This is a genomic window from Bacteroides sp. AM44-19 (assembly GCF_003603395.1).
Taxonomy (GTDB): Bacteria; Bacteroidota; Bacteroidia; order Bacteroidales; family Bacteroidaceae; genus Bacteroides; species Bacteroides uniformis.
On sequence record NZ_QTNB01000012.1, the window covers coordinates 29,968 to 42,496 of the forward strand.

General features: G+C 46.3%; 7 protein-coding genes and 1 pseudogene. 6 read left to right on the plus strand and 2 right to left on the minus strand.

Going from position 1 to position 12,529, the window contains the following annotated elements:
* Nucleotides 1-19 precede the first annotated feature (19 nt).
* Entirely contained in the window at nucleotides 20-676 is a 657-nt protein-coding gene (locus DW947_RS15705; protein ID WP_005831030.1) for a polysaccharide deacetylase family protein, read from the minus strand.
* Nucleotides 677-814: 138 nt separating this feature from the next.
* Nucleotides 815-4,159 (minus strand): DUF2723 domain-containing protein, encoded by a 3,345-nt coding sequence (locus DW947_RS15710; protein ID WP_117962916.1) that lies wholly within the window; start codon nucleotides 4,157-4,159, stop codon nucleotides 815-817.
* Nucleotides 4,160-4,549: 390 nt separating this feature from the next.
* Here DW947_RS15710 and DW947_RS15715 point away from each other — a divergent pair.
* The 6 genes and pseudogenes from DW947_RS15715 to DW947_RS15740 all read left to right on the plus strand — a co-directional run.
* Nucleotides 4,550-5,506, plus strand: a pseudogene (locus DW947_RS15715) (ATP-binding protein); the annotation flags it as partial.
* 829 nt (nucleotides 5,507-6,335) lie between these two features.
* Nucleotides 6,336-8,357 carry a BACON domain-containing protein gene (locus DW947_RS15720; RefSeq protein ID WP_229095787.1) on the plus strand — a complete coding sequence of 674 codons (2,022 nt, stop codon included), beginning with the start codon at nucleotides 6,336-6,338 and terminating at the stop codon, nucleotides 8,355-8,357.
* 297 nt (nucleotides 8,358-8,654) lie between these two features.
* Nucleotides 8,655-9,590 (plus strand): transposon Tn4555 protein TnpA, encoded by a 936-nt coding sequence (tnpA, locus tag DW947_RS15725; protein ID WP_004292844.1) that lies wholly within the window; start codon nucleotides 8,655-8,657, stop codon nucleotides 9,588-9,590.
* A gap of 141 nt (nucleotides 9,591-9,731) precedes the next feature.
* Nucleotides 9,732-10,850 carry a tyrosine-type recombinase/integrase gene (locus tag DW947_RS15730; protein ID WP_004338318.1) on the plus strand — a complete coding sequence of 373 codons (1,119 nt, stop codon included), beginning with the start codon at nucleotides 9,732-9,734 and terminating at the stop codon, nucleotides 10,848-10,850.
* Between the two features lie 247 nt (nucleotides 10,851-11,097).
* The gene (gene tnpC / locus DW947_RS15735; RefSeq protein WP_004339687.1) at nucleotides 11,098-11,955 is read left to right on the plus strand and encodes a transposon Tn4555 protein TnpC; all 858 of its coding nucleotides are present in this window, start codon (nucleotides 11,098-11,100) and stop codon (nucleotides 11,953-11,955) included.
* 199 nt (nucleotides 11,956-12,154) lie between these two features.
* The gene (locus DW947_RS15740) at nucleotides 12,155-12,529 is read left to right on the plus strand and encodes an excisionase family DNA-binding protein (RefSeq protein ID WP_004338328.1); all 375 of its coding nucleotides are present in this window, start codon (nucleotides 12,155-12,157) and stop codon (nucleotides 12,527-12,529) included.

Here is a 12,529-nt window from a genome sequence, read left to right on the forward strand (position 1 = left end):
ACTTTCTGCTGTTTCAAGTTTATAATACTTTGAATTCATATCCCTCTTCCTTCAGGAAGTCAATGGCGCGCGGCAATGCGTACTGCAGGTTTCCGTTGCACCAGGATTTCAAGGAATCGTGGAAGGTGATGATGGAGCCGTTGCGGGCGTAGCGCATCACGTTGGCTAGCACTTGCGGACCGCGCAGCTTCTTGCTGTAGTCGCGGGTCACGAGGTCCCACATCACAATCTTGTAGGTTCGTTTCAGCGTGAGATACTGGTTGGCGAACATATGGCCGTGGGGAGGGCGGAACAAGAGAGGGTAGAGAACCTTCTCCACATTGCAATTGATGTCCCCACCCATTTCCATGAAAATCTTCGCCTGTTCGGTATTTCCCAGATAATTCTTGGCCGTGTATTCAAATCCACGGATATGGTTGAAGGTGTGGTTACCGATGCGGTGCCCACGCTCAACTACCATCCGGAATTCGTCCGGATGCTTCCGTATGTTGTCACCTACCATGAAGAAGGTGGCTTTGATGTTGTGCTTATCCAGCAGGTCGAGCACCCAGGGAGTTACTTCGGGGATAGGGCCATCGTCGAAAGTCAGATAAACGGCTTTTTCATTGGGGTCCATCCTCCAGACTGCACCGGGATATAGTTTGCGAAAAAACTCAGGAGGTTGTTCTATAAACACGTGATTAAGGATTAAGGGATTAAGGATTAAGGGATTAGGGATTAAGGATTAGGGGTTAAGGATTAGTTATTAATGATTAGTGATGAACTGCACAGGCTAATCCCTAATCCTTTAATCCTTAATCCCTAATCCTTATTCTCACTCCTTCATTCTGTCCACATACATATTATACAGTTCTTCCACCTTCGGCTCGTAGATTTCGGCGAGCTTGGAGTTGTACTTCTTCATGGCCTTCACCTCGGCATCGAGTACAGCCCAGTGGTATTCAAATTCACGGGTAGAAATCATGAAGCGGTTGTCGTCCAGGCTCAGATACCAGGTCAGGTACTCTACAGCCTTGTCAGCAAGGGCTTTCATCATCTCGTCCGCCTTGGCGGTTTCGCCCAGTTGGTAGTAGGCTTCTGCCATCTGTACGGCACCGTTCTGCCAGTCGTAAGGCACGTTGTAGGCGGGAATCATCTTTTCGGCATAGTCCAGGGCGGCTTTTGCCTTGTCTTTCTTGCCCTCACGCATCAGCTGCTGCACGAGTTGGGAGAAGATGCGACGGTGAGAGTGACACATGCGCATGGCGTTCTCGTCGATATAGATGCCCGGCTTGTCGATGCCACCGAACTTGAACTTGTTCATCAGGTTGTCGTACATCTTTTCGGAGTCTATTGTCACGCCCGTCTTACTGGTGTCGAACGGAGTGAAACGATAGGCAAGACCTTCCTGAACGAAGTGGTTCTCCATGTTCAGCTGGTTCTCCCTGCCTACGCTGACAGCGATATAGATGGGGCGTTCCCAGTTGGCCTCGCTCAGCATTTCGAGCATCATCAACTCGCTCTTGTAGAGGGCGCGTTTGCCTTTCAGCGAAATGTGCATGTAGTCGGGGATTGAGTCGCCCGGTATCATCATGCCGCTGCGGCGCACGGCTTCCTTGTCTACCTTGATGACAATGCTGTCGGTAGGAATCACCTTCAAGTCCTGATTCTTGTTGCGCACCCAGTTCTTGAGGATATTCTTTAGCTCATACGGGTTGTCACCGAATTCTTTCTTTACATTGACCAGTGCTTCGGGATTACCGTCCAGTGCCTGCTTCTCGGCTTCGGCATAGAGCTGGTCGATGCTTTTCTTGTACTCAGGCTGGATGGGGACGTATTCGTTGGTGCCTTCTACGTACTCCATTCGGTCCCACGTGATGGGGAGAGAAGGACTGTCGTAGGCGGGGCGCTTCATCTGGTCGATGTACCAATCGGTCTGCAGGTACGAGAGGTTGCAGGTGCGGGCGTCGGTACGGAAACCTTCGGTCTCCTGGTTGTACCAGAGGGGGAAGGTATCGTTGTCACCGTTGGTATAGATAATCGGGTTGCCGCTTTCTTGCAGGGACATCAGGTAGTTCTGGCCGAAGTCGCGTGCCATGTAGCGGTCGCTGCGGTCGTGGTCGTCCCAAGTCTGGCTTGCCATCTGCACGGGGACAAAGAGGCAGGCTACGGAAACGATGGCGGCAGCAGGCAGTTCCTTCATCTTGGCATAGTCTTGAAGCAGACGGACGAGTCCTGCCACACCCATACCAATCCAGATGGCGAAGGCGTAGAACGAACCGGCGTAGGCATAGTCACGTTCGCGCGGTTGGCTCGGAGTCTGGTTCAGGTAGAGCACGATGGCAATACCGGTCATGAAGAAGAGGAAGAAGACCACCCAGAATTGCTGGATGCCTTTCTGTCCACGGTAGGCTTGCCATAGCAGGCCGATGATACCCAGCAGCAGGGGCAGGCAGTAGAATACGTTGTGTCCCTTGTTGTCTTTCAGTTCCTGAGGCAAGAGGCTCTGGTCGCCCACCAGCCAGTTGTCGATGAACGGGATACCGGTAATCCAGTTGCCGTGTTCAATTTCTCCGCTGCCTTGTATGTCGTTCTGGCGTCCGGCGAAGTTCCACATGAAGTAGCGCCAGTACATCCAGTTGAGCTGGTAGGAGAAGAAGAACTTGATGTTTTCCCACTGTGTGGGCATGTTTACCATAATCATGTTGCCGCATTTGTCATAGGGCACATCGTAACCCTTGATGTCCTGCCAGGCATGGTATTGTTGTGTATGGGCACTGCTGTACATACGCGGGAACAGCATGTTCTGGGCGTATTCGTACTCAATGCGTCCGGGGATTTCGATGTACGAATCCTTTTCGTCGGGCGTAGCTTTCTCCTTGCGGATGAACTTCGTGCCGTTGTACTTGATGCGCGGTTCGCAGTAACCGTCTTTCACGTCCAGTGCCACTTGCGAGGAAAAGGCAGGGCCATAGAACAACGGGCGTGTGCCATACTGCTCGCGTCCCAGGTATTCGCCCAGTGTGAAGATGTCCTCCGGAGAGTTCTGGTCCATCGGCGTGTTGGCGGTGGAGCGGATGACGATAAGTGCATACGAGGAATATCCGATGACAATCATCATGGTGCAGAGCAGCGAGGTGTTCAGCGTGCGTGCCGATACGCGGAATTTCTCTTTGACGGCTGCCTGCGTCTTCGGACGGAGGTAGAGCCACAATGCGGCAATGACAATGACACCGATAACTACCGAGCTGGTACCGTGTCCGTAGAACGGGATACCCAGCATGGCGATGGTGAGTATGAACGAGAGTGCCATACGTGCCTTGTTGCGTTCGGTGTAGCTTTCGTAGATACCCCAGATGAGGCAGGTTGCCAGCAGGATGATATATACGATGACACCCGTGTTGAAGGACATGCCCAGCGTGTTGACGAAGAGCAGTTCGAACCAGCCGCCCACTTTCACGATACCCGGCACGATGCCGTAGAGTACGGCTGCAACCAGTATGCCCGAAGCGAGCAGTGCCAGCAGGGAGCCTCGGGCATTGGCATTGGGCACCTTCTTGTAGTAATACACCAGTACGATGGCGGGCAGGCAGAGCAGGTTCAGCAAGTGCACGCCGATACTCAGACCGGTCAGGTAGGCGATGAGAATCAGCCAGCGGTCACTGTGAGGCTCGTTGGCGACGTCTTCCCACTTCAGTATGAGCCAGAATACGACGGCAGTGAACAGTGAGGAGAAGGCATACACCTCGCCTTCCACAGCGCTGAACCAGAAGGTATCGCTGAACGTGTAGGCAAGTGCGCCCACCAGACCGCTACCCATGATGGTAACCATCTGGCCGCGTGTGATATTGTTTTCGTCTGTCACCACAAGTTTGCGTACCAGGTGCGTGATGCTCCAGAAAAGGAACAGGATACATGCGCCGCTCATCAGCGCGCTCATGTAGTTCACCATCTTGGCAACGGTGGAGGCATCGGAAGCAAATTGTGAGAATAGGTTGGCTACCAGCATGAAGAACGGTGCGCCGGGCGGGTGTCCTACTTCCAGCTTATAGCCGGTGGTGATGAACTCCGGGCAGTCCCAAAAGCTTGCAGTAGGTTCGATGGTCATGCAGTAGACCGTCGCTGCAATGAGGAAGGTAATCCAGCCTACAAGGTTGTTTACGGTTTTGTACTGTTTCATTCAGATGAAATTCGTTATTATTCAGTTTTGTTTTTTACAAGCTGTTTTGCCATCGCTTAGTCAACGTATTGGCATATATGGGCGCAAATATAATGATTTCGCTTCTAAATAGGTGACAATAAGCAGCATTATTAGGATAGGTTAAGGGATTTGCTGCATCTATAGATGCAGCACGGTGGAAGTATAGATGCAACGCGGTGGATATATAGATGCAACAATGATGATTCTATAGAGGGAATATCCGGCCGATAAAGGGGGATGCGGAAAGGAAATATCCTCCTTGCTTGTCTAAATGAATCTTTCGTTTATAACCGAAAATCTAGCCTTTTTCGCAAACTTTTTAGGTTATGAACGAAAGAATGGATATACTTAGGAAGTACAATCTCTGGACAAGAGGAGATTTATATTTTCATCGACGAAGTGCAGCTCATCGAAGAATGGGAAAAGTCGGTCAATTCTTATTCGCAGGACTATACCGAGGAGTACGAGCTCTTTATCAGCGGCTCCAACTCACGGATGCTGTCCGGTGAGCTTGCCACGCTGCTTTCCGGGCGATACGTCCAATTTCCGATATATCCCTTCAGCTATCAGGAGTATACAGAGATAAGGCATCTGGAACAGAACCGTGAGAGCTATATGGGCTATATGAATACGGGCGGAATCCCGGAACTTTTTGTCTTGCCCGAAAAGCAGGAGGTGCAGCGCAATTACTTGTCTGCCTTGAAGGACACCATCTTGCTGAAGGACATCATCCAACGCTACAGCATACGTGACCCCCGGCTGCTTGAGGACCTTTTTGCGTTTCTTGTAGGCAATGCCTCCAATTTAGTGTCCATCGGCAACATCGTGAACTATTTCAAGAGCCAAGGCCGGAAGACGAGCTATGATGCCGTGGCTGCCTACATAGGCTATATCGAAGACTCGTTCTTGGCGTATCGTTGTGAACGCTTTGACTTGCGCGGAAAGGAAATACTGTCCGGTACGGCGAAATATTACATCAACGACCTTGCCTTTAAGAATTTCCTCTATCCCGGAACAGCCTATGGTGTGGGTTATAAACTGGAGAATCTTGTCTATCTGGAGTTGCTTCGGGCGGGCTATGATGTCTATACCGGATGTGCTAAAGAAAAAGAGGTGGACTTCATCGCTCGGAAAGGTGACCGTACGATATATCTGCAATCCACCTACATGCTGGTAGATGAACAGACGGTGCGCCGTGAGTATGCTTCGCTGGAGGCGATACAAGATAATTATGAGAAACTGGTTGTCTCGCTTGATGACTTCTGCCTGCCGTCCAATGAAGGAATATGGCATGTGCGGGCGTGGGAACTGCATGGGTTGTTGTAAAAGGTACTGAAAGGCAGTAATATCCTTATATTTTTGACAAAAAGTAATGTTTCTGTAGATTTCTCTGCCGCACATGGTTGGGCAGAAGGACGAATTTAGGATATATTGTGGATATTGGGGTCATAAAGATGCGTTCTTCTTGCATATTCTTCCGCTTTTGTAGGGCTTTTATGCAGAAATTGGCTACACCTTTAAGCTAAAAGGGTGATTGCTTTTTACTAAAAGGGGTATTGCGTTTTAGTAAAACGGTTACTCTGTTTTAGTAAAACGTTCTTTTGCTTTTGCATTTTCGGTGTATCAGGGCTTTCGGAGGTGTGATTTCGATTTATTGGAAGGACGTTCGTTTTGGTATAATGCTTATAACTTGACACTTATGGATTTTCGCTCTCGTATTTCTTTCTGTGTGGATAATCGGTCGGAAATACGGGATTCTCGTGCGATAGAAAATACAAAGTGTCAGAATGACAAAATCATATTTATCTTCTGTAGGTATCAGCCTTAAAAATACTTTCCAATCTTTTTCTTGTTTTCATTCTTTATCGTTAAATTTGCCATCGAAGCAAGGAAGTGTCCTTAGCTTCAATATTTTTGTGAAATGATATTGTAAGAAGCGTTGTGCTTCATTCTTGTCTTTGAGAACCTGAGAAATTCATCAATGATACACAAGAATGGCATGGACTGCTCCTGCGCTGGTTTCGGCGTGGGTCTGCTGTCTGTTCATTGGTGTATCGGGTTTTCTCAGGACCTTCAAAGACGATGAATAGCACGCAGTTCCACGCTGTCTTTTTTTATATTCTCGGAGGAACGCGAGGACTAATATTATCTGGTTATGATTCTATTTAAAGTGAATTCTAAAAGTTCCATCTATGTGCGTTTGTTGTACTCAATGGCAGTCTTGTGCCTGTTGACCGCTTTGAGTAGTTGTTCGGATGATGATGCTCCGGCAGAGATTATCCCTAACCCTGATAGTGAGATTTACTTTACCAAAAGCTTGGATTTCACTTCGGATAGTGGCGAAGCGATTCTTTCTTTTACAACCAATAAAGATTGGTCGATAAATGTTTCACAGTCAGGCGGTGATGTCAGCTGGTGTACGGTGTTCCCCAATAAGGGAAAAGCCGGAGAAAACCAAGTCTTAGTTAAAGTAATAAGAAATGAAGGAGTCGATGACCGTAACGTGGTATTGAACTTGGCAGCCGGTGATTTGACTAAGAGTATCGTAGTAACGCAGAAACAGAAAGATGCCATCACTCTGACTACTGCAAAGTTTGAAGTAGATAAGAACGGAGGAGAAATCCAGGTGGAGGTAAAGGCAAATGTTACTTATGAAGTTGTTATTCCAGAGCAATATCAAAGCTGGATACGTGAAGGTTCTGGCTCCGGGCAAATAATTATGGGCGACAAAGGACATAATCAAATGCACGAATCTGCTACAAGAACTGACATGGATAGAACTATGCGGAAGTTTTACATCAGCAAGAGCGAGGAATATGACAAGCGCGAAGGAGAAATCATCTTCCGAAGCGGTGAATTGGAGGAAGTCTTGAAGGTGTATCAGACAGGAGGAGGCATTTTATTGTTGACTAAGAATGAATATACCGTTTCTGATAAAGGAGAACAAATTACCGTAGAACTGAACAGCAATTTTGACTTTGATGTGAAAATGCCGCAGGTAGATTGGATTACCACAACCGTAACGAGAAGTGTTTCCAGCCATACGCTTTATTATACTGTTACTCCTAATGAAACTTATGACAAGAGGGAAGCTGAAATCATCTATTATGATAGGAATGATAAATCTGTGGCAGATACGTTGAAGATTGTCCAGGTGCAGAAAGATGCGATATTGTTGTCGCAAAAGGAATACGATATTACAGCAAAAGGAGAGACTATAGAAATATCAGTAGAAACTAATGTCAATTATAATATACATATTGATGAAGAAAACTCTCAATGGATAAAGTTAGTGCAAAATGTAGTAACTAAAAGTTTTAAACAAGATAGGCTCTTTTTTCATATTGAAGAAAATTCAGAAGTAAAATCTAGAGTTGGAAACATTGTTTTTACTTCTATAGAGAGTACTTTAGCTGATACTATTCGGATTATTCAAGAAGCAAAACAAATAGAAGAAAAACATGTTAAGGTGTATGTTGAAAAAGCAGGTACACTAAAGAAATTATTAAATGTGGAGGCGAACTTAATAACTCATCTGGAGATAAGTGGTTTTATAAATGGTACTGATTTGCGTCTTATTCGCGAGATGGCTGGAATAGATTATTACGGAAATCCAACATTAGGGCAATTAAGAGAATTGGATATTGCTCAAGCTACTATCTGTTCGGGTGGAACAAATTATTCTCAATATGGTAGTAGTGTAAATATAGATAATATAATTCCTGGAGGTTGTTTTTCTCACACTAATCTCATTTCTATATATTTACCTTTTAATACAAAGAAAATAGAAGCTCAAGCATTTTTCTTTTCAGAAAAATTAGAAAATATTTCCATTCCAGATGACTGTAGAAGTATTGGTTGGGAATCTTTTAGCGCATGCAGTTTGATTTCTGTAAATATACCTAGGAACGTTTCTTTTATTGATAAATTGGCATTCAATCGCTGTTATAAATTGGTTTCAATCAATGTTGATTCAGAGAATCGTTGGTATGCTTCGATAGATGGTATGCTGTGTGATAAAAAGCAGGAAACCTTAATCTATTATCCTGCCGCAGGAAAGAAAATTATTAATATACCTAATACAGTAAAAGAAATAAATGAATATGCTTTTTATGATTGTATTTATAACCATAGAACAACCAAAACTAATCAGAAATATCCGAGTGTAAATCTTTAATTACCAGCATATTCTAAAATTTAACACTTTTCGGTTGCCATTTGTCGCTTCCCAAATTTCCACATATTTTTGAGACGTATTTCTGACGTGGAGAATTTGCGGGGCTTGTTTTTTGTCACACCGTGCAGACAGTTGACAAGGGTTTACAACCGTTTACGACAAGCGACAATAACCGCCCCGATATGCGGAAACAGTCACACTGTGTAGAAAAGCGACAATGGTTGACTTCCGTTCACATCCGTTTACCATTTCAGAGATATAGGATTGAAGAAATGAACCATTAAACGATAAAACGGTATGAAAGCAACCAGAAAATGCAGTTTTTGCGGCAAGTCCTTTGTAACCCGAAGCGGTATGCAAAGATATTGCAGTGAGGCTTGTCAGGCAGAAGCCAAACGAGCCAGAGTGATGCAGAAGAACAACCTCTTCAAAGTCGCCCAACCCTTGATGGAGATACAGCATCAGGAGTATCTCACCTTTTCCAAAGCAGCCATCCTCATGGGCTGTTCCCGACAGTACATTTACAAACTTGTAGCCATCGGCAAGCTGAAAGCCTCACGCATCAGCAACCGCATGGCATTCATCCGCAGAGCCGACATCGAGCAGATGTTGGAGGGCAATCCCTATCACCGCATCCTGCCCGGCAACACCTCCACACCAAGGAAATCATCTTCATCTTCCTTACCTGCCAAAAGAGAAAAAAGGGAAAAGGAAAGCGAAGAAGTGTTGGACTTCTATTCGGGCGAGGAGGTGATGTCCCTTTTTAAGGTAAAGCAGTCATGGCTTTACACTTCCGCCAAGCGTAACCATATCCCCATCTGCCGTATCGCAGGAAAGAACTATTACAGCAAGAAGCATATTGACGAGTTTTTCGGTGTGGCAGTTGATATTAGCGAAATTACCGACTGGCTACTGACCGAGGAGGTGGAGGAACTGTTCGGCATGAAGCCGACCGCACTCCGTGCCTACACCTATCGCCATAAGATACCCACTAAAAGAGAGTACGGGCGTACCTATTACTCCAAATCACATTTGAACGAACTCCGCAGAACTGACCTTGTGAACGATGAACGCTACTATACCGTTGAGCAGGTGCAGCAAATCTATGGTCTTTCGTCAGCCAACATCTGCCATATCGTCAAGGTGAAGCACATCGAAAAGATAAAGGTGGGTGTGAAAAACCTGCTTTTGCGCTCAGATGTGGAGCGTGTCATGGCTGAAAGGAACAAATAACCGTGAAAAATCGGGATTATCGAAAATTATTTCAAAATGATGTATCGTGGAGGTATTCACGGATATTTCACGTTGTTCCTTTGCCATCGGAAACATGGATACAACTCCAAAATGTATACAACCAATTAAAACATAATTATTATGAGTAAATGCAAAACAGTTACCTTGCGTAAGCGCAAGATTAAGAACGGGACACAGTATTCACTATGCCTTGACTACTATCCCGGCTACCGTGACAATGTCACCATGAGAGTGATTACACGTGAAGCCTTAGGAATTTACATCTTCGCCAAACCTGCAAACCAGCAGGAACGGGACTTCAACGCACGCATGATGAAGAAAGCGGTCATCCTGCGCAACCAGCGCTACGAAGCCATTTTCAATGAAAACAACGGCTTTTTTGACAAGACCAAGATGAAGGGCGATTTCCTTGCCTATTTCAAAGGACTGGCTGACCGCAAGAATATCAAGTGGCAGCACGTATACAAGCATTTCCAGCGGTTCGTGAACGGCAAATGCACCTTTGAGGAGGTGGATGTGGATTTGTGCCGCAAGTTCATGGAATACCTGCTTGATGCACCCCAATCCATCCACACCAACCAAAAGCTGCACATCAACTCCGCAGCAGGCTATTGGTCAACTTTCCGTGCCGTGCTGCACACCGCCTACCGTGACAGGAAGATAAAGGAGAACCCAAACGGCTTCTTAGACCGCATCGAGTGCATTCCCACCATCAGGGAGCATTTGAGCCAAGAGGAACTGATACGGCTTGCCGAAACACCCTGTGAGGAGGAGGTCTTGAAAAAAGCTTTTCTTTTCGCCTGTCTTACGGGACTGAGAAAGAGCGACATCAGACAGCTCACGTGGCAGCAGATACAACCATACACCAACGGCAGGATGTTCGTTACCACCCGTATGCAGAAAACCAAAGAAATAGTGCATAACCCCATCAGTGATGAAGCCTATGGACTGCTGGGAGAACGGGGCGAGGGACTTATCTTTGAGGATTTCAAGGACAAGATGCTGCAAGGACCACTCCAACGGTGGCTCACGGCAGCAGGGATAACCAAGAAAATCACCTTTCACTGTACCCGCCACAGCTTCGGAAGCCTGCACGTGGAAATGGGAACGGACATGGCTGTCATCCAAGCCTATCTCGGACATAAGAACATTACCACCACACAAATCTATTCCAAGATAGCAGCGCAGCAGATGTGTCAGGTGGTGGACAAGATAACCTTGAAGCGCAAGGAGGCATAAATGTCTCACATTGACAGGTATTCAGAGGGGCGGTTATGGCTACAAGGCTATAATCGCCCCTCTATGTTTTTGGCTTGATGCCACCATTTATAAGCCCCTCAGAGTATGAAACAGAGTATGATATGATGACATTTCGTGAAATACATTGAAAAAGACCGTTCTAACCGCAAATAACGGGCAGTAATTGGGAAAAATAGCATTAACTTTGCACAAAATAATACAGGAACATTCAATCTCTCAACGAAATATGGAATCATCAATCAAGGACAAATACATCATCTTGGGCTTTGTCGGCTTCGCCATCGTCCTAATATCTTCCATTGCCACGCTGGTAATAGCGGACAGCTTCAACCAAGACAACTTTGTCAGGTGGATAGTATTCGTATGCTGTAACCTGTTGGGATGGTTGCTCTATCTCTCCTTTCAGACACTTATCTTTGATACATACGAAATCTACAAAATCAAGTTCGGCAAGAAAGAAACGATTGCCGAAGCCATAGAGGTGCAGGAAGAACTGTCACAAAATACACTTGAAGAAGCCACATCTGTGCCTGGACCTACATCAGTCCCTGAGCCTGTACCCGAATCATCCCCGACAAAAGAAGAGACACTTATCCAAACACAACCGATAGAGCTTACTATCGCCCCGGATCTTCACGAAAAGAACCGTGCCAATTACGCAAGCAGAGAGCAACGGGAAAAGGAAGAGCGCATCCGCATGGTCATGGAGTATTGCCATTATTACCTGCCTCGCATTGCCGACCAAGAAACCGTGAACCACATCTGTACTGAGGTGGACAAATGGATGAATCTTAACACTTATACCCCGAAGCCCATACAAAGACCGTTTACCAAAGACATCAACAACATTCCACTCCGTCACTTCGTATGGAATATCTCTGAGCGTTTCCTGTACAAGAGATACTACAATGGGGATAACCGTGCCAAGTTCATCAAAGCCCTTTTCCCGAAATCGTTTGCTGATACAGACTTATCAACCATCAAGAATTTCAAGGTAGAGCCGTTAAAGACGGAAATTCCCATTGATGAACCCGAAAACGGCAAACTTGATTTCCACTATCCCGAGGATTATGTGCGGAATTAGGATAATCACGACACCAACGACAACCATCCGGTAACTCATAACCGCCTGTTTTACATCGTTTCCCGAGTAATTTTACCCGTCATTTATGGCTGGGCTTAATTATTCGGGAATTATTTTGCAATGACGTGTCGTGGAGATATTCACGGATATATCATTTCAGTCCTTTGCGCCAAGTCTTACAAAAGAGACGAGTACGCGAATGGAAAAATCAATTCTTACCTTCAACGACCTCCCCGAGGTTGTCGCTCAGCTTCGAGACGAAGTGATGAGCCTGAAAAGCCTGCTCGCCGAGCAGCGCAGTGTGAACAATGCCAAAACGGTGGACACCCACGTGCCCATGTCTGTGGACGAGGCAGCAGAGTATTTAGGTATCCCTAAGGGTACGCTCTACATGAAACTGTCAGAAGGGACAATCCCTGCCACCAAGCCCGGCAAACGCTATTGCCTTTACCGTGACGAACTGGACAAGTGGCTGGAAACCGCCCGAAAGAATCCCATACCGTTGTCAGACGAGGAACTGAACAAGTCCTTATCCTCTTCCCACCGTCGCAAGCCCAACCCACGTAACTGGTGA

Coding starts and splice junctions, on each gene's coding strand:
- DW947_RS15720 (WP_229095787.1), top strand. CDS start 6,336: ATGATTCTATTTAAAGTGAATTCTAAAAGTTCCATCTATGTGCGTTTG.
- DW947_RS15740 (WP_004338328.1), top strand. CDS start 12,155: ATGGAAAAATCAATTCTTACCTTCAACGACCTCCCCGAGGTTGTCGCT.
- tnpC (WP_004339687.1), top strand. CDS start 11,098: ATGGAATCATCAATCAAGGACAAATACATCATCTTGGGCTTTGTCGGC.
- DW947_RS15730 (WP_004338318.1), top strand. CDS start 9,732: ATGAGTAAATGCAAAACAGTTACCTTGCGTAAGCGCAAGATTAAGAAC.
- tnpA (WP_004292844.1), top strand. CDS start 8,655: ATGAAAGCAACCAGAAAATGCAGTTTTTGCGGCAAGTCCTTTGTAACC.
- DW947_RS15710 (WP_117962916.1), bottom strand. CDS start 4,159: ATGAAACAGTACAAAACCGTAAACAACCTTGTAGGCTGGATTACCTTC.